The organism is Pseudomonas lurida (assembly GCF_013522705.1).
In the GTDB taxonomy this organism is placed as follows: Bacteria; Pseudomonadota; Gammaproteobacteria; order Pseudomonadales; family Pseudomonadaceae; genus Aquipseudomonas; species Aquipseudomonas quebecensis.
Window position 1 is genome coordinate 156,044 of record NZ_JAAMRE010000002.1, and the last position, 15,647, is coordinate 171,690.

General features: G+C 61.3%; 17 protein-coding genes. 9 read left to right on the forward strand and 8 right to left on the reverse strand.

Annotation, left to right across the window (positions count from 1 at the left end):
- Positions 1 to 105: 105 nt before the first annotated feature.
- Together G7025_RS02370 and rsd are read left to right on the forward strand one after the other, a co-directional pair.
- A complete protein-coding gene (locus G7025_RS02370; RefSeq protein ID WP_181076340.1) occupies positions 106 to 627 on the forward strand; it encodes a disulfide bond formation protein B in 522 nt (173 codons plus the stop codon).
- Between the two features lie 207 nt (positions 628 to 834).
- Positions 835 to 1,293: a sigma D regulator gene (rsd, locus tag G7025_RS02375; protein ID WP_181076342.1), complete on the forward strand. Its 459-nt coding sequence runs from the start codon at positions 835 to 837 to the stop codon at positions 1,291 to 1,293.
- A 51-nt stretch (positions 1,294 to 1,344) separates the two neighbouring features.
- On the opposite strand, the gene G7025_RS02380 is transcribed toward rsd, so the two are convergent.
- Positions 1,345 to 2,022: an FKBP-type peptidyl-prolyl cis-trans isomerase gene (locus tag G7025_RS02380; RefSeq protein ID WP_181076343.1), complete on the reverse strand. Its 678-nt coding sequence runs from the start codon at positions 2,020 to 2,022 to the stop codon at positions 1,345 to 1,347.
- Positions 2,023 to 2,214: 192 nt separating this feature from the next.
- On the opposite strand from G7025_RS02380, the gene G7025_RS02385 reads away from it, so the two are divergent.
- A complete protein-coding gene (locus G7025_RS02385) occupies positions 2,215 to 3,270 on the forward strand; it encodes an AlgP family protein (protein WP_181076345.1) in 1,056 nt (351 codons plus the stop codon).
- Here G7025_RS02385 and G7025_RS02390 read toward each other — a convergent pair.
- Positions 3,267 to 3,734: a TIGR02444 family protein gene (locus G7025_RS02390; RefSeq protein ID WP_181076346.1), complete on the reverse strand. Its 468-nt coding sequence runs from the start codon at positions 3,732 to 3,734 to the stop codon at positions 3,267 to 3,269. The two genes, G7025_RS02385 and G7025_RS02390, sit on opposite strands and share 4 nt — an antisense overlap.
- Before the next feature lie 50 nt (positions 3,735 to 3,784).
- On the opposite strand from G7025_RS02390, the gene G7025_RS02395 reads away from it, so the two are divergent.
- The 3 genes from G7025_RS02395 to G7025_RS02405 all read left to right on the forward strand — a co-directional run bounded on the left by G7025_RS02395 (position 3,785) and on the right by G7025_RS02405 (position 6,981).
- Positions 3,785 to 5,695 carry an ATP-binding cassette domain-containing protein gene (locus G7025_RS02395; protein ID WP_181076348.1) on the forward strand — a complete coding sequence of 637 codons (1,911 nt, stop codon included), beginning with the start codon at positions 3,785 to 3,787 and terminating at the stop codon, positions 5,693 to 5,695.
- Entirely contained in the window at positions 5,695 to 6,261 is a 567-nt protein-coding gene (locus G7025_RS02400; protein ID WP_181076349.1) for a mechanosensitive ion channel family protein, read from the forward strand. The genes G7025_RS02395 and G7025_RS02400 overlap by 1 nt, the downstream gene beginning before the upstream one ends.
- Before the next feature lie 87 nt (positions 6,262 to 6,348).
- Positions 6,349 to 6,981: a LysE family transporter gene (locus G7025_RS02405; RefSeq protein ID WP_181076351.1), complete on the forward strand. Its 633-nt coding sequence runs from the start codon at positions 6,349 to 6,351 to the stop codon at positions 6,979 to 6,981.
- 73 nt (positions 6,982 to 7,054) lie between these two features.
- Here the strand turns inward: G7025_RS02405 and G7025_RS02410 are convergent, their stop codons facing one another.
- From G7025_RS02410 to G7025_RS02425, 4 genes are read right to left on the reverse strand one after another with little or no spacing between them, the layout of a single operon-like run.
- Positions 7,055 to 7,795, reverse strand: a complete 741-nt coding sequence (locus tag G7025_RS02410) for a penicillin-binding protein activator LpoB (protein ID WP_181076352.1) — start codon at positions 7,793 to 7,795, stop codon at positions 7,055 to 7,057.
- Between the two features lie 3 nt (positions 7,796 to 7,798).
- A complete protein-coding gene (gene lpoB / locus G7025_RS02415) occupies positions 7,799 to 8,386 on the reverse strand; it encodes a penicillin-binding protein activator LpoB (protein WP_181076353.1) in 588 nt (195 codons plus the stop codon).
- A gap of 29 nt (positions 8,387 to 8,415) precedes the next feature.
- A complete protein-coding gene (locus tag G7025_RS02420) occupies positions 8,416 to 8,787 on the reverse strand; it encodes a YcfL family protein (RefSeq protein WP_181076354.1) in 372 nt (123 codons plus the stop codon).
- A 10-nt stretch (positions 8,788 to 8,797) separates the two neighbouring features.
- Positions 8,798 to 10,195, reverse strand: a complete 1,398-nt coding sequence (locus G7025_RS02425) for a COG3014 family protein (protein WP_181076355.1) — start codon at positions 10,193 to 10,195, stop codon at positions 8,798 to 8,800.
- A gap of 266 nt (positions 10,196 to 10,461) precedes the next feature.
- On the opposite strand from G7025_RS02425, the gene G7025_RS02430 reads away from it, so the two are divergent.
- Together G7025_RS02430 and G7025_RS02435 are read left to right on the forward strand one after the other, a co-directional pair.
- Positions 10,462 to 12,357, forward strand: a complete 1,896-nt coding sequence (locus G7025_RS02430; RefSeq protein WP_181076356.1) for an FTR1 family protein — start codon at positions 10,462 to 10,464, stop codon at positions 12,355 to 12,357.
- A gap of 2 nt (positions 12,358 to 12,359) precedes the next feature.
- Positions 12,360 to 12,815 carry a YaiI/YqxD family protein gene (locus tag G7025_RS02435; RefSeq protein WP_181076357.1) on the forward strand — a complete coding sequence of 152 codons (456 nt, stop codon included), beginning with the start codon at positions 12,360 to 12,362 and terminating at the stop codon, positions 12,813 to 12,815.
- 23 nt (positions 12,816 to 12,838) lie between these two features.
- Here the strand turns inward: G7025_RS02435 and elbB are convergent, their stop codons facing one another.
- Positions 12,839 to 13,507, reverse strand: a complete 669-nt coding sequence (gene elbB, locus G7025_RS02440; RefSeq protein WP_181076358.1) for an isoprenoid biosynthesis glyoxalase ElbB — start codon at positions 13,505 to 13,507, stop codon at positions 12,839 to 12,841.
- Positions 13,508 to 13,623: 116 nt separating this feature from the next.
- Here elbB and G7025_RS02445 point away from each other — a divergent pair, with 116 nt between their 5' ends.
- Positions 13,624 to 14,859: a sterol desaturase family protein gene (locus tag G7025_RS02445; RefSeq protein ID WP_181076359.1), complete on the forward strand. Its 1,236-nt coding sequence runs from the start codon at positions 13,624 to 13,626 to the stop codon at positions 14,857 to 14,859.
- Here the strand turns inward: G7025_RS02445 and G7025_RS02450 are convergent.
- Positions 14,840 to 15,475 (reverse strand): DedA family protein, encoded by a 636-nt coding sequence (locus G7025_RS02450; protein WP_181076361.1) that lies wholly within the window; start codon positions 15,473 to 15,475, stop codon positions 14,840 to 14,842. The two genes, G7025_RS02445 and G7025_RS02450, sit on opposite strands and share 20 nt — an antisense overlap.
- Positions 15,476 to 15,647 lie beyond the last annotated feature (172 nt).

Genomic DNA, 15,647 nt, shown 5'->3' on the forward strand with positions numbered 1-15,647 from the left:
GGGATCTCCTTAAGCGCTCACGGAATCGGCTGATCTGTCGCGTATTGAAAGGAGTCAGGCCTTTCCTCTACCGTAGCCACCTGTCTTTCGCGATGCGGATAAAGCATGTCTTTGGCCCCTTCACGTTCCTTGTTTTTTCTGGCGTTCATGGCGGGTACGCTGACGTTGGGCGCTTCCTATTACCTCGAATTCGGAGCCTCGCTGCGCCCGTGTTTTCTGTGCCAAATGCAGCGCGTATTTCTAGCGGCGTTCACGTTGGTCAATCTGGTGGCCGCGCTCCATAACCCCAGGCGTCCCATCATCTACGTGTACGGCGTGGCGAGCATGGGCTGTGCATTACTGGGGGCGGCCACCGCCGTGCGCCAGGTCTTGCTGCAAAATTCCGCACCTGGGCAGGCCGCCAATTGTTGGCCGAACGCCAGCCACATGCTCGAAGATATTTCGTGGTGGCAGGCGCTGCAGCTGGCGGTCAAAGGCACCGTCGACTGCATGGAAATCAGCTGGACGCTGTTTGATTTGAGCCTCCCTGAGTGGAGCCTGCTGTTTTTCGTGGGAATGCTGATCCTGGGCATCATGCAGTTTTCACGGTTGCTGCTCAGGCGAGGCCTGCACCCTGCGAGGCATTAAAACCCGGCGGTGGTTTGTAGGAGGGGATTAAACACTTGTATGAACTTTCTGTCCTGCGTACCTTGAAGCCACAGTCGTGCGGGCATAATCTGGCCCGCACGCGTTATTCAAACCGGTTGTCAGATGCAGCCTTGTTCCGCCCCCGCTTATCCTTGAAGAGCGCGGGCATCAGGCGGCAGCGCCCCCTATTAGGGAAGAGAGATCATCATGTTGGAACGTTGCAAGAATGCTCGGGAACGCTGGGGTGGGGTGCACAAGCTGATCGACAGCTGGTTGAAGGCACGCCATGAACTGATTCGGGCTTTCGATGCGCTGGGTGCCGAGCCCGAGGCGTTGGCCGAGAAGCGCGAACCGTTGCAGGACTTCTGCGTTGTACTGGTGGATTACGTATCGGCTGGGCATTTGAGCATTTACACCCAACTCACCAAAGAGGCCGAAGCGTTCGATGACCGGCGTGGCCTGGATTTCGCAAAGACCCTTTACCCGCGTATCGATGTGATTACCGAGATGTTGCTGACGTTTACCGAACTCTGTGATCAAGGCAAATGCGTCGCTGAAAAATTCAAAGAATTGGGTGCGCTGCTTCACGAGCGCTTCGAGCTGGAAGACTGCCTGATCGAAGTGCTGCACAACGCGCACAAGGAACAAACCGTCGCCCAGGCCTGACCTGGGGGATGCGATAAAAACGGTGCGCGGGTCGCACCGTTTTTTTTGGCTTCAGGAACGCGTACCCAGCAGTTCGATCTCGAAAACCAGTGGCGTATAAGGCGGGATCAACTCGCCGGCACCGTCGGCGCCGTACGCCTGGGCCGATGGAATCACCAGGCGCCATTTCGCGCCCACCGGCATCTGTCGCAACGCGCTGCTCCAGCCGTTGATCACACTGTCCAGGCGAAACCACTGTGGTTGGTTGCTCTTGTCGAAGACTGTTCCATCGGGCAGTTGGCCGACGTATTTCACTTGAACCTGACTATTGGCCGACGGCGTGTTGCCCGTGCCGGGCGTGAGTTCGGTGAGCAGGATTCCATCCGCTAATTCACGAACGCCTTTTGAGGCTTTTTCCCTGGCGAGGAATTGTTGCTCGGCGGCCAGTGCCTTTTCGCTTTGGGGGATCTGGGCAGCGGCTTCGATCTGCGCCTCGTGCTGCGCCAGGATCTGCTCGATGCGTGCAGCGTCCAGCGCCAGTGGCTTGCCTTGATAGGCCTGCTGGAGGCCGTCGATCAGGGCTTGTATCTGCAGGTCGGGAACCTCCTGACGCAGGCGTTCGCCGAGGCTGGCACCCACGCTGTAGGCGAGGTCGTGCCGATCCTGGTCGTTGGTCTTGGACGGCGATGATTCGCTCGCACCGGCCACTGGGATCGCCAGGCCAAGCACAAGAAAAAGGTAGCGCAACATGGGCATCCTCCAGCCGAAAGTGCGACGGATTATGCCAGTGTGGAAAGGTAAAAAGTGCTGGGTATTTTCGTCATCCCAATAAGAATTTTCGTACGGTGCAACGCAAGGCTATCGATACTGTCAACATGCGCTAGCGGCGGTAAGAGCAGAGGGCTAGTATGAGCCGCACCCACGTCAGCCAGGAGGTAAACCATGTCGGCCAAACAGAAGCCTGTTAATACCCCGTTGCACTTACTCCAACAACTCTCGGGCAGCTTGCTCGAACATCTGGAAAGCGCATGTTCCCAAGCGTTGGCTGATGCAGAAAAACTGCTCGCCAAGCTGGAGAAACAACGCGGTAAGGCGCAAGAAAAGCTGCACAAATCCCGTACCAAATTGCAAGATGCCGCCACTGCCGGCAAAGCCAAGGCACAAGCCAAGGCCAAAGACGCCGTCAAAGAACTTGAGGACCTGCTGGACGCCCTCAAGGATCGCCAGGCCGAAACCCGTGCCTACATTTCCCAACTGAAAAAAGATGCTCAGGAAAGCTTGAAGCTGGCCCAGGGCGTTGGTCGTGTGAAAGAAGCAGTGGCTAAGGCGTTGGGTGCTCGTACCCCCGTGAAAGCTGTTGCAGCAAGCACCGCTAAAAAGCCATCGGCCAAACCAACCGCCAAGCCTGCAGCCAAAACCGCTGCCGCTAAACCAGCAGCCAAGCCAGCAGCTAAAACCGCTGCCGCTAAACCAGCAGTCAAGCCTGCAGCTAAAACCGCTGCCGCTAAACCAGCAGCCAAGCCTGCAGCCAAAACCGTTGCCGCTAAACCAGCAGCCAAGCCTGCAGCCAAAACCGCTGCCGCTAAACCAGCAGCCAAGCCTGCAGCCAAAACCGCTGCCGCTAAACCAGCAGCCAAGCCAGCAGCTAAAACCGCTGCCGCTAAACCAGCAGCCAAGCCAGCAGCTAAAACCGCTGCCGCCAAGCCAGCAACCAAGCCTGCAGCCAAAACCGTTGCCGCTAAACCAGCAACCAAGCCAGCAGCTAAAACCGCTGCCGCTAAACCGGCTGCCAAGCCTGCGGCTAAAACGACTGCCGTCAAGCCAGCAGCCAAGCCAACGGCTAAACCCGCTGCCGCCAAACCGGCCGCTGCGAAGCCTTCGCCGGCCAAGCCCGCTACTCCAGCAGCGACCCCGGCAGCATCCACCGCTGCAACCGCACCGGCCAGCAGCACCCCTGCATCGGCGACGCCAACCGCTACCCCAACCAGCGCCTCTTAAGTGCCGGTGGCCGCGACGCGCAGCTGCTGCAGCGCGTCGTGGTCAAGGTTGGCGGCATCCTCAGCCGCCAGTCTTTCCAGCCAGTGCTGTTGATCAGCCCGCTCGCCAGATGACCATGTTTCGATCAACTCTTCGAGACGCATCAACAAGTGCCGTTCGGCCTCCAACTCCATCGACTTGATCCGTTCCCGTAAGGCAGCCAAAGGCTTGTCCTGCTGCGCGTTCGTTCGCCATTGCACACGCAACTGGCGTAACGGCTCGATCACCTGCGTCTGCCAAGGGCCGGCAATTTGCCTGAGCGCCTGCAATCGCTCGGCGGTCTGGATAACGCCGCGTTGTTCCAGCCATGCGCCGCAGAGCACCAGGCACACGTCCGCCCCTTGGGCCTGAAGGCGCAGGCAGGCGGCTTCTATGCCCGGGCGGGCATACATCGAAAGAGCAAAGCTCCACAGGTCAGCGCACATAGTCACACCCAAGCCAGCGGCCAACGAAGCTGGTAGACTCCGCCGCCATTATGATCCGACTTCAAAGCCTAACATTACAGCGTGGCCCGCAACGTCTTCTCGAAGACGCCGAGCTGACCCTGCACGCCGGTCACAAAGCCGGCCTGATCGGTGCCAATGGCGCCGGCAAATCCACGTTGTTCGCGCTGTTGCTGGGCGAGCTGACCCCGGACTCCGGCGACTGCCTGCTGCCGGCCGACTGGCGCATCGCTCATATGCGCCAGGAGATCGACACCCTGGACCGCATCGCGATCGACTACGTGCTCGATGGCGACCTGCGCCTGCGCCAGGTGCAGCACGACCTGGCCGAAGCCGAAAAAGCTCAGGACGGCGCCGCCCAGGCGCGCCTGCACTCGGAGCTGGACAGCGCCGATGGCTACACTGCCGACGCTCGTGCCCGCAAGATGCTCGCCGGTCTGGGATTTACCAACGAACAGATGGACCGCCCGGTCGCCGACTTCTCCGGCGGCTGGCGCATGCGCCTGAACCTGGCCCAGGCGCTGATGTGCCCCTCGGACCTGTTGCTGCTCGACGAACCGACCAACCACCTGGACCTCGATGCGATCCTGTGGCTGGAAGATTTCCTCAAGAGCTACCAGGGCACCTTGCTGCTGATTTCCCACGACCGGGACTTCCTTGACGCGGTGGTCGATAACATCGCCCATGTCGAACAGAAGAAAATCACCCTGTACCGCGGCGGCTACACTGCGTTCGAACGTGCACGTGCCGAACGCCTGGCCCAGCAGCAACAGGCCTACGAGAAACAGCAGGCGCAACGCGCGCACATGGAAAGCTACATCGCTCGGTTCAAGGCCCAGGCCACCAAGGCCCGTCAGGCCCAGAGCCGGATCAAGGCGTTGGAGCGCATGGAAGAGCTGTCGGCGGCCCACGTCGATTCGCCGTTCGACTTCGTGTTCCGCGAGTCGGTGAAAATCTCCAGTCCATTGCTGGATCTTTCTGACGCGCGCCTGGGCTATGGCGATAAAACCATCCTGGAGAATGTCAAGCTGCAACTCACGCCGGGTGCGCGGATCGGTTTGCTCGGCCCTAACGGCGCGGGCAAGTCGACATTGATCAAGAACCTGTCAGGTGAACTGGAGCCTTTGGCCGGCCGCCTGACCCGTGGCGAAAACACCGTGGTGGGTTACTTCGCCCAGCATCAGTTGGACTCCCTCGACGCCAAGGCCAGCCCGTTGCTGCACCTGCAGCGCCTGGCACCGACCGAGCGCGAGCAGACCCTGCGCGACTTCCTGGGTGGCTTCGACTTCCGTGGCGCGCGCATCGATGAGCCGGTGCTGAATTTCTCCGGCGGCGAAAAAGCCCGTCTGGCCCTGGCCCTGATCGCCTGGGATCGCCCGAACCTGCTGCTGCTCGACGAGCCGACCAACCACCTGGACCTGGAAATGCGCCTGGCGCTGACCATGGCTTTGCAGGAGTTCAGCGGTGCGGTGTTGGTGGTCTCCCACGACCGCCATTTGCTCAAGAGCACCACGGATAATTTCCTGCTGGTGGCCGATGGCAAAGTCGAAGAGTTCGATGGCGACCTCGACGACTACGCCCGCTGGCTCACCGATTACCGCCTGCGTAATGCGCCGGCCAGCAACACGCCGGTCAACCCGGACAAGACCGACAAAAAGGCCCAGCGCCAGGCCGCCGCTGCGTTGCGCCAGCAATTGGCGCCGCACAAGCGCGAAGCCGATAAGTTGGAGGCCGAGCTGGGCAAGGTGCACGAGCGGTTGGCCAAAATCGAAGCCAGCCTCGGTGACAGTGCCGTGTACGAAGCCGCACGCAAAGACGAACTGCGCGACCTGCTGGCCGAACAGGCCAAGCTCAAGGTGCGCGAAGGGCAATTGGAGGAAGCCTGGATGGAAGCCCTCGAACTACTTGAAACCCTGCAGGCGGAGCTGGAGGCGCTGTCCTGATGGAGGCATTGCAACTGCCGGCAGAGTGGGTCGAGCCTGTGTGGATTGGCGCGCAGATCCTGTTGATCCTGCTGGCCGGTTACCTGGCGCAGCGCTTTGTGGGCAAGGGCCTCACGCGCCTAGGCGAGCGCTACCCATTCCCGCCGCAACTGCTGATGCCGCTGCGGGGCGGCCTGCGCTGGCTGATCATGGGCAGCGCGCTGATCTTCGTGCTCGGCCGCCTCGGTGTGTCCGCCACGGTGTTGTGGACCGCGTTGTCGGGGTTTGTGGCGGTCGCCGCCGTGGCGTTTTTTGCCATGTGGTCGGTGTTGTCCAACCTGCTCTGCGCGATTCTGATCTTTACGGTCGGACCGTTTCGTCTGGGTGACATTGTGGAATTGGTGGATACCGTCGACAAACCGGGCGTCAAGGGGCGGGTAGTGGCAATCAATCTGCTCTATACCACGCTGGTCGAAGTGGAGGCCGCAGGCACCGACAGCGCGATCGTGCAGGTGCCTAACAGTCTATTCTTCCAGCGCTCGGTGCGACGTTGGCCGGGCACCCATGTGTTCCCGGGCGACCGCTAGCGTTCATATCGAGTAAAAATTGATAGCCAGCCGTTGGTCGCTGGCGTTAGCTTTAGGCACAACCGCTAACTTTCTGCGAGGTGTGTCATGGCACTCGATACGTGGCTGGCCTTTTTCCTGGCCAGTTGGATCATCTCCCTTTCTCCCGGCGCCGGCGCCATCGCCTCGATGTCCAGTGGCCTGCAATACGGCTTTCTGCGCGGCTACTGGAATGCCATCGGCCTGCAACTGGGCCTGGCGATGCAGATTGCCGTGGTCGCGGGCGGGTTGGGTGCCATTCTCGCCGCATCGTCCACCGCGTTCTATGCGATCAAGTGGTTCGGTGTGGCGTACCTCGTGTACCTGGCCATCAAGCAATGGCGTGCCTTGCCTCTGGACATGGCCAACGATGCGGCCGTGCGCCCCGTCGGCAAGCCGATGGCGATGATGTTCCGTGGTTTTCTGGTCAATGCCAGCAACCCCAAGGCCTTGGTGTTCATGCTCGCGGTGTTGCCGCAGTTCGTGAACCCGCAGGCGCCGTTGCTGGTTCAATATTTGATCATCGGCGCGACGATGATCAGCGTCGATATGATCGTGATGGCGGGCTACACCGGGCTGGCGTCGAAAGTGTTGCGCCTGTTGCGCACGCCCACGCAGCAAAAACGCGTGAATCGTACGTTTGCCGGGTTGTTCGTGGGAGCGGCGGGGTTTCTGGCCAGCCTGCATCGCGCAACGGCGTAACTGGCCAAACCGAGTCAAGAATGTGGGAGGAGGCTGGCCACTTCCCACATTGTGTTGCCTGGAGGATTAACGGTCAGCGCAGAATCTTCGGCGCTTCGTCCCTTGGCAGATTGCTACGCGGTGTCGGCTGGCCAGGTTCCTGATAGCCACCGCCCAATTGCTCTGCCAACTGCCTGGCCACATCCTCACCCAACGCTTTGGACACTTCCTTCACCACCCGTGGCCGGTTCAAGCTCACGCGGATGTCACGGCTGTTCACCAGTTTAGTGTCCTGGCCTTCGCCCATGGCGGTGAACGCCGACGTGATCTCGTAGGTGCGGGTGTTGATCAGGCTGAAATCCGCCACCAGCGTCAGGCCCAGCACAGCCGAATAACTGTTGGTGTGGTCCAGGGCGTTGATGTCCTGGGTGAAGTCGATATCCGACAAAGTGCCGAACAGCACGTAATCGGCCCCCTTGAAGTGGCCGGCCTTGATGCGCTTGATGACGTCGTAGACGTCACCCTTGGCATCGGCGGTATAGGGCGTGCCCTGCACCAGCTGAAACTGCCGCGACTTGAGGATCTCCCCCTTGATATCACCGCTGAATTTACGCAGCTCGGTCTGCTCGATATAGCTGGTACGGCTTTCGTACTCGCTGTAATTCGAGGCGCCACTGGCGTGGTAGGCGCTGGCCTGAAAGGTGTCGCTGGCCGAGACCTGGTGGATGTACTCCTCGACCCGCGCCTCGTAGGCCAGGTCGGTCACTGCGATCTTCGGCGCGGCCGAGGCGCCAAAGGCGCACAGCAGGCCGATCATGCCGATCCATGCACGCATTGTTCAGCGCTCCGTGGTTTTGCGGATTTCTTTTTCGTCCATCCATTCGGCCACGCCGCTCTCGACGTCGATCAACTGCAGGCTGAATTTGTAGAACACGTCCTTGTAGTCCGAGCTGCGCTTGACGATGGAACTGATGGAGCCTTCCAGACGGTACTGGGCAGCGACCATGTTGCCGGTCTTGCTGACCGTGGACTTCTTGTACAGGCCGCTCTGGTTCTGCAGCTTGAGCTGGTCGACCTGGCTCTGCATGTCGGTATTGTCGCTGGCGAAGCGCGCGGTGCCCGTCTTCATCAGTTGGGTCTTGATCGACGTGGTGATCTCGCGGGTATCGATGTACTCGCTGGTCTTGTTCTTCACGTCGTACACCTGCACCACCGGGCGACCTCGCAGCACGCCGGACTGCGCCAGGGAGCGGGTCATGCTTTCGGCGATCATCTGCAGGTCGGTGGAGCCGAACTCGTTGGTCACGGTTTCCACGGCCTTGGTGTCGCCGTAGTTGATGTGCTTGCTGCCGAGTACCGGCGAGGTATTGGCGCAACCGCTGGCCAGGACGGCGACCACGGCGAGCATCGAGAAGCGTGCAAACATGGGGAAATCTCTCAGAAAGGGTGAGCGGCTCAAGGGGTTTTCACTTCAAGACGAAAGTCCGCCGCCTGGGGCAGGTTGGCGATGGCCGGCAGGAAGGTGGCCTGGTTGGCGTACAGGTTGAGCACTTTCCAGGTCTCTTCGTCGCCTACCGGGAAGCCATCGGCGCCCAGCCAGGCGAAGCGGTAATACATCGTCTGGTTGCTGCTGGTGATGTTGCTCAGTTGCACTTTGGCAGTCAGGAAGCCGTTCTCGCGCGCGACGCGGATAGCGCCGACGGCGATGCCCTTGAACTTGCCCATCACTACGATTTTGCTGGCGGCGCTGCCGGGCGCCGGTGGCGGCGGGGTGGCGCAGCCGACGAGCAGGACCAGCGCCAAAGCGCCGAGGATGAAATGACGCATAGCGTGCTCCTTACGGTTGTTTAAGGGTGGCGATTGCCTGAGGCGTGCTGCTCGGCACGACATGGGCCGCGAGGCCACCGGCAAACACTTGGTTGCCGACCACGCGCAGAGTGATCACCTGATAGCGCTGATCGGCCTTGACCGTCACCAGCGTGCCGCCCAGCGCGTTGGGCAGGCTGACCTGGTGCTCGCCGTGCTTGAGGCGCAGGCGCGTCACTTGGGTCATGTCCGGTAAGGTGCGCCAGGTGCGGGTGTCGGCGCCCTCGGTCACGGCCGAAGCGATGCCCAGTACCAGGCCCGCCATGGGGTTGGTCTTGTTCAGGTTGTTCTGCGCCACGCCACGGCTGACTGCGCGTACGGTGGTGCGCAGGATGATCCCCGGCATGTCGTCACGCAGGGCGCGGCGGGACATGGCGGTGGTGCTGTTGAGCGCGGTGAGGTTCTGTTGCTGGCCGTCGACACCGATCTGAGCGAAGGTGGCGGTGGAGGTGTCGGCCTTAATCACGGGGAACGACAGCGGGGTGATCACCAGGTTGCCGTTGATGGGGATCGGCAACGGCAGGCGGATCGAGTCGCGGGCCGGCGCCAGGCCGCTCTGAACCACAATCAGCACGTCGGTTTCATTGGCGCCCACCTTGGATTTGTCCAGGTCTCGCAAGGCCTGCTCCAGCAGCGGGGTATTGGGGCGCAGCTCGGCCGCCTTGCGATAACCGGGCGCGGCCAGGTCTTTTTCGCCCAGGGCTTCGTAGACGAAGCCGGCCAGGTAGTGGCTGAACGCACTCTGGTAGCTGTTTTTCAGGCCGACCACTTCCGGCGCGTTCAGGGCCGCCACCGGGTAGCCATTGAGGTCTTTGAGCTGGGTGGTCACGCCCTGGCGCTCGGCCTCGTCTTCGCGCTTGAGGTATTCCTTGTCGCGCAGATCGGCGATCACGGCTTCGCGCTCGTGGGTTTTCTTGATCTCGGTGCGGGCGCCGTCGAAGTCGTTCACCGCCAGCAGGTTCAAAGCCATCTGGGTGGTCAGCATGACTTTTTCGTAGTCGTAGCCTTCGTAGCGGCGCACTTTGTCGTTGGCCAGGAAGCTACCGAACTGGGCGAGGTACCTGGCGCTGTCGAACTTGACCGACTCTTCCCATTTGTAGACTTGCAGGTCGGCGCTGCGCCAGGCGGTCTGGCTGCCGGTCAGGTCGCCCTTGGCGCGCAGCAGCTCACCTTTTTCGAAGAAATACAGCAGGTCTTTGTCTTCGCCGGTGTTGTTCTTCTCCAGCAGAGTCAATGCTGCATCGACGTTGCCGGTGGCCAGTTGCTGGTTAGTGGCTTGCAGCTCGGTGTCGTAGCTGCGCAACATCGAACAGCCGGACAGCAAGGTCACCGCCGCGAGCGCAAGCGGAGTTAAGGCGCGAAATGCCATGCAGATTTCTTCCCTGAAAGTAGTCAGCCAATGTGGTCATTGCGCATAAAAAACGGCAATGACATTCCCTTTCGCACTAACAGGGCGCGGCATTATAGGCGCCATAACTGGCAAAACAATGGCTTTTTGCTGTGATGTGCTCCACAGAATGCCACTACTGAACACGTAAACCGATGCGCTCAGGTGTTCCAGGTCACGAACGGCTTGAGTCAAATCCCTTATCGTTAAACAATGTGTTACTTCGTATTTCCCTTTGAGATTCATTCATGACTGCCCCCCACCGTTTTCTCGCCTGGCTGGTGTTGCCGGCGTTGATGTCGTGCAGCTTCAACCTGTTGGCCGCGACGGCCGAGGGCGCGCCCCAAGCCCTGCATTTGCTGGACTACATCGGTGCTGATTACCCGCCGACCGTGGACGCGGGCAGGGTGGTGGACACCTCGGAATACCGCGAGCAGGTTGAGTTTCTTGGGGTGTTGCAAGGTTTGGTGGCGGACTTGCCGGCCAAGCCGGAACGCGCCGAGCTGGTAACGGGCGTCGAAGAACTGCGCGCGGCGGTGACCGCTCGTCAGGACGGTGCCACCGTTGCCCGTCAGGCCCGGCAGTTGGGCGCCAAGCTGGCGGTGGCCTATGAAGTGAGCCAGGCCCCGGCCATTACGCCTGACCCGACGCGTGGCGCACCGCTCTACGCCCAGCATTGCTCGGTATGCCACGGCACCGCCGGCGCCGGCGATGGCCCGGCGGGCGTGGGCCTTACGCCGCCGCCGGCGAATCTACGGGATGCCGCGCGGCTGGATCGCCTGAGCCTCTACGCGATCTACAACACCTTGGGCCTGGGCGTCGAAGGTACCGACATGCCGGCGTTCGCCGATCAGTTGGACGACCGTCAGCGTTGGGACCTGGCCACCTACATCGCCGGGTTTACCGCCGACCCGGCGGCCGCCAAGAGCGAGCAGCCATTCAACCTCGCTGACCTGGCCCGGCGTACGCCCAATGAAGTGCTGGCCGCCGACGGCGCCGTTGCTGCCGCGACCTTCCGCGCTCAGCGCGCGCAGCCGCCACAGGTCAAGCGCGGCCCGGCGCAGTTGCTCGACTACACCGCGACGACCTTGGACAAAAGCCTCGCCGCGTACCGCAATGGCGATCACGAACAAGCCTACGACCTGTCGGTAGCGGCCTACCTGGAAGGTTTCGAGCTGGTGGAAAGCTCTCTGGACAACGTCGATGCCAACGTGCGCAAGGACACCGAGAAGGCGTTGATGGCTTATCGACAGTCGTTGCAGGACGGGCTACCGATCGAGCAAGTGCAACAGCGCCTGGACGTCGCCAAGGCGAAGCTCACCGCGTCGGCCGATTTGCTCGGTGGCGATGGCCTGAGCTGGTCGTTGAGCTACATCTCCGGTTTGCTGATCCTGCTGCGGGAAGGCCTGGAGGCGATCCTGGTATTGGCGGCGATCCTGGCCTTCCTGCGTAATACCGGCCAGCAGTCGGCGGTGCGCAGCGTCAACGCGGGCTGGGGTTTGGCGCTGTTGGCCGGTCTGGCTACCTGGGCACTGGCCGCGTATGTGATCGACGTCAGCGGCGCCCAGCGTGAATTGCTGGAAGGGTGCACGGCGTTGTTCGCCAGCGTGATGGTGCTGTGGCTGGGGGTCTGGATGCACGACCGACGCCACGCAGCGGCCTGGCAGGACTACATCAAAAGCAGCCTGGTAGGCGGCGGTGGGCGCTTTGGTTTTGCGGTGCTGGCGTTTTTCTCGGTATACCGCGAGCTGTTCGAAGTGATCCTGTTCTACGAAACCCTATGGCTGCAAGCCGGTCCGGCCGGACATAACGCGGTGCTGGCGGGGGGCGCCACGGCGCTGGTGCTGCTGGTGGGCCTGGCCTGGGTGATCCTGCGCGGCTCGGCGAAGCTGCCGCTGGCGCTGTTCTTCGGTATCAACGCGGCGCTGCTGTGCGCGCTGTCGGTGGTATTCGCCGGGCATGGCGTCAAGGCATTGCAGGAGGCCGGTGTCTTCGGCACGCGGCCGGTGGCGTTCTTTGACTTCGACTGGCTGGGCATCCACGCCGACGCCTACTCGCTGAGTGCGCAGGTGGTGGCGATCCTGGCGATTGTGGTGCTGTACGGCCGAAGCCGCCTGGCCGAAAGACGTCGAGTGGCGGTCTAGACGTGCGCGTGTGGATCGATGCCGACGCGTGCCCACGCGCGGCCAAGGACCTGGTGGTGAAGTTCGCCCTCAAGCGCCAGTTCGAAGTGGTGCTGGTAGCCGGGCAGAGCCAGATCAAGCCTGGCTTTTCCTGCGTGAAATTGATCGTGGTGCCGAGCGGCCCGGACGCCGCCGATGACTACCTGGTGGAACATGCGGTGCCCGGCGAACTGGTGATTTGCAGCGACGTACCGCTGGCTGATCGTTTGGTGAAAAAGGGCGTCACGGCGCTGGACCCGCGAGGCAAGGAGTTCAGCCCGGCAAACATGAGCGAACGGTTGGCGGTGCGCAACCTGTTCACCGACCTGCGTGAACAGGGCCAGATGGGCGGCGGACCACCGCCCCATGGAGAGAAGGACAAGCAGGCGTTTGCCAACGCGCTGGATCGTATCCTCACGCAGTTGATGCGTCAGGAGTGAGCGGGCCTGTAGCGATCAGGCGCTCACTCATCGTTCTCGTGGGTCAACTCCAGCACGCGATCCACCAGTTTGTTGATGCCTGACGCCACCTCGCTGATGTTTTTGCCCAGCATATAGGCGGGCGTGCTCACCAGTTTGCGCGCTTTATCCTCGACGATGTCTTCTACCGAGCACTCCTGATGGGTAGCGCCCATTTTATTGAGGGCGGCCGAGGTATCGGGATCGTTACCGATGGTGCATGTCACGCCCGGCCCATAGATCTTCGCGGCCAGGGCCGGCGAGATGCAGATCAGCCCGACGGGCTTGCTCGCCTCGGCAAAGGCCTCCGCCAACGCCAGTACCTGCGGGTTGACGCTGCAGGCGGTGCCTTCGCTGGCAAAATTCGACAGGTTCTTCGCCGCGCCAAACCCGCCGGGCACGATCAGTGCGTCGAAGTCGTCGACATTGGCCTGGCTGATGTCCTTCACCTCGCCACGGGCGATGCGCGCCGACTCCACCAGTACATTGCGTGATTCGGGCATTTCTTCGCCGGTCAGGTGATTGATCACATGGTGTTGGGCGATATCGGGTGCAAAGCATTGGACCTGAGCGCCGCGCTGATCCAGGCGCAGCAGGGTGATCACGCTTTCTTGGATCTCTGCGCCGTCATACACGCCGCAGCCGGAAAGGATCACTGCAATCTTTTTGCTCATGGGCGTTTCTCCTGAGTTCTTGGCGTTAAATGTCTACTAATTTGTAACCTGTTGCCAATGGGATCTCACAGCGCTGCACCTAATCTTGATGTAACAAAAATAGACCGGACTTGCCCATGGACTTCGTGCCTTACGCGGTACCGTTTTTCATTGCCTTGATCGTGGTGGAATTGCTCGCCGACCGTTGGCGCGGCCAGCGCAATTACCGGGTGGCGGATGCCATCAACAGTCTGAGCACCGGTGTGTTGTCCACCACCACGGGCCTGTTGACCAAGGGTGTGGGCGTGTTGACCTATGCCTTTGCCCTTGAGCATCTGGCGCTGCTGGAGTTGCCGGCGCAGAGCCCATGGACGTGGCTGTTCGCGTTCGTGTTCTATGACTTCTGCTACTACTGGCTGCATCGGCTGGGGCATGAGCGCAACATCCTGTGGGCGGCACACTCGGTGCATCACCAGAGCGAGGACTACAACCTCACCACTGCCCTGCGCCAGACCAGCACGGGCTTTTTGCTGAGCTGGATCTTCTACCTGCCCCTGGCTGTGCTCGGTGTGCCGTTGGTGGTGTTTATCAGCGTGGCGTCGCTCAATCTGCTGTATCAATTCTGGGTGCATACGCGGCATGTGCCCAAGCTGGGTTGGTACGAGTGGTTCTTCGTCACGCCGTCCAATCATCGGGCCCATCATGCGCAGAATGCTCTCTACATGGATCGCAACTACGGCGGGGTGTTCATTATTTGGGACCGTCTATTCGGCAGCTTCCAGGAAGAGGACGAAAACGAACCGGTGATCTTCGGCGTGACCACGCCGCTGGCCAGTTGGAACCCGCTGTGGGCCAACCTGCAGTTCTATGCCCAACTGTGCAGCGATGCGCGGCGCACGCACAGCCTATGGGACAAGCTGCGCATCTGGTTCATGCGTACCGGCTGGCGCCCGGCGGACGTGAAGGCCAAGTACCCGTTGGCCAAGCCGGACCTGAGCCAGTTCAGCAAGTTCGAGGTGCCGCTGGATGTACGTCAGCAGGTGTACGTGGCCCTGCAATTTGTGGCCTACGCAGGCTTTGGCAGTTACTTGATGAACGTCGGCCAAGGCCTGCCCACGGCAGCGCTGATCCTGGGCTGGGGCGCGATGGCGCTGGGCTTGTTTGCCTTGGGCGTGGCCCTGGAGAATCGTCCCTGGGCATTGACGGCCGAGCTGGTGCGCCTGGCGCTGAACGTGCCGCTGGTATGGCTGGCGCCGTTGGTCGGGCTGTGGCCGGCAAGCCCGTTGGCCTGGCTGGGACTGGCCAGTTACAGCCTGCTCAGCGTGATCGGCCTTTACTGCTGCAGAAGCCGGCTTACTCGACTGGTGTCTTAGGTTGCTCGCTCGGCACCGGTTCGGCAGCGCGCTGGGCTTGCGCGTCGGCGCAGGCCTGACGGGCGATACGCGCATTTTTGAAGCGACGGCGCAGCCACAGACCGAAACCCAGCACCAGCAGCGCGCCCAGCACCCACAGCTCGTACTTCTTGACGCTGCCCAGCATGCCTTCGAGCACCGCGCCAAAATGGTACGCCGCTGCGCCCAGCGCGGCCGCCCAGATCGCGGCGCCGATGCCGTTGAGGATCAAGTAGCGCAGCGGCGGATAGCCGGACAGCCCGATCGCTACCGGCATCACGGTGCGCAGCCCGTAGACGAAGCGGAAGCTCAGCACCCAGATGTCCGGGTGCTTACGGATATGTTCGAGTGCCTTGTCACCCATCAATTGCCAGCGCGGTTTGCGCGCCAGCAGCTTGCGGCCATGCTTGCGCCCCATGTAGTACCAGAGCTGGTCGCCGGCGTAGCTGCCGAAGAAGGCAACGACCACCACCAGATTGATATCCATGTAACCACGGAACGCCAGAAAGCCTGCGAGCACCAGAATGGTTTCGCCTTCGAAGAAGGTGCCGAGGAAGAGGGCAAAGTAGCCGAAGTCATGCAGAAATTGTTGAAGCATGGTCTGGGTGCTGGCGAAATGAACGCGCAGCCTACGCCTTCGCGAACATTCATGAAAGTATCGAGATGTGTCACGAAGTGAACAATTCCTACGGAAACGACGAATGCGGCTACAGGTCGCATCGATAAGCACAACTGTCATTCCTTCGTCATAATGGCCGCTTATAACTGCA

Excerpts from the sequence above, each read along its gene's own strand:
- G7025_RS02385 (WP_181076345.1), top strand. The coding sequence starts at position 2,215 with ATGTCGGCCAAACAGAAGCCTGTTAATACCCCGTTGCACTTACTCCAA.
- G7025_RS02395 (WP_181076348.1), top strand. The coding sequence starts at position 3,785 with ATGATCCGACTTCAAAGCCTAACATTACAGCGTGGCCCGCAACGTCTT.
- G7025_RS02370 (WP_181076340.1), top strand. The coding sequence starts at position 106 with ATGTCTTTGGCCCCTTCACGTTCCTTGTTTTTTCTGGCGTTCATGGCG.
- lpoB (WP_181076353.1), bottom strand. The coding sequence starts at position 8,386 with ATGTTTGCACGCTTCTCGATGCTCGCCGTGGTCGCCGTCCTGGCCAGC.
- G7025_RS02430 (WP_181076356.1), top strand. The coding sequence starts at position 10,462 with ATGACTGCCCCCCACCGTTTTCTCGCCTGGCTGGTGTTGCCGGCGTTG.
- elbB (WP_181076358.1), bottom strand. The coding sequence starts at position 13,507 with ATGAGCAAAAAGATTGCAGTGATCCTTTCCGGCTGCGGCGTGTATGAC.
- rsd (WP_181076342.1), top strand. The coding sequence starts at position 835 with ATGTTGGAACGTTGCAAGAATGCTCGGGAACGCTGGGGTGGGGTGCAC.
- G7025_RS02400 (WP_181076349.1), top strand. The coding sequence starts at position 5,695 with ATGGAGGCATTGCAACTGCCGGCAGAGTGGGTCGAGCCTGTGTGGATT.
- G7025_RS02420 (WP_181076354.1), bottom strand. The coding sequence starts at position 8,787 with ATGCGTCATTTCATCCTCGGCGCTTTGGCGCTGGTCCTGCTCGTCGGC.
- G7025_RS02425 (WP_181076355.1), bottom strand. The coding sequence starts at position 10,195 with ATGGCATTTCGCGCCTTAACTCCGCTTGCGCTCGCGGCGGTGACCTTG.
- G7025_RS02450 (WP_181076361.1), bottom strand. The coding sequence starts at position 15,475 with ATGCTTCAACAATTTCTGCATGACTTCGGCTACTTTGCCCTCTTCCTC.
- G7025_RS02445 (WP_181076359.1), top strand. The coding sequence starts at position 13,624 with ATGGACTTCGTGCCTTACGCGGTACCGTTTTTCATTGCCTTGATCGTG.
- G7025_RS02405 (WP_181076351.1), top strand. The coding sequence starts at position 6,349 with ATGGCACTCGATACGTGGCTGGCCTTTTTCCTGGCCAGTTGGATCATC.
- G7025_RS02390 (WP_181076346.1), bottom strand. The coding sequence starts at position 3,734 with ATGTGCGCTGACCTGTGGAGCTTTGCTCTTTCGATGTATGCCCGCCCG.
- G7025_RS02410 (WP_181076352.1), bottom strand. The coding sequence starts at position 7,795 with ATGCGTGCATGGATCGGCATGATCGGCCTGCTGTGCGCCTTTGGCGCC.
- G7025_RS02380 (WP_181076343.1), bottom strand. The coding sequence starts at position 2,022 with ATGTTGCGCTACCTTTTTCTTGTGCTTGGCCTGGCGATCCCAGTGGCC.